1 pseudogene is annotated in these 234 nt (G+C 57.3%); it reads right to left on the reverse strand.

What is annotated here, in order from left to right:
• A pseudogene (locus KBI52_RS00045) lies at nucleotides 1-205 on the reverse strand (hypothetical protein); the annotation flags it as partial.
• Between the last annotated feature and the right edge of the window lie 29 nt (nucleotides 206-234).

Consider the following 234-nt stretch of genomic DNA (forward strand, 5'->3'; position numbering starts at 1 on the left):
AGGCCGGGTCGCTCAGGGTGCTCGTGTAGTTCTCGGTGAAGAAGCTCGATATCAGGAAGCTCGGGCTCCCAAAGAGCTGCACGCGGCTCTTGGCCGAGACTGCGAACATCCAGTAGATCGGTAGGAGCGTGATCAGGCTCGCGATGATCCAGAACAGGATTGAACCGAGCGATGCAGGCGCTCTCTTGCCAAGATGACGCATCATTCTGCCCTCTTCAAATCACGTCTTGCGAC

Source organism: Microvirga sp. HBU67558 (assembly GCF_018069605.1).
Lineage (GTDB): Bacteria > Pseudomonadota > Alphaproteobacteria > Rhizobiales > Beijerinckiaceae > Microvirga > Microvirga terrae.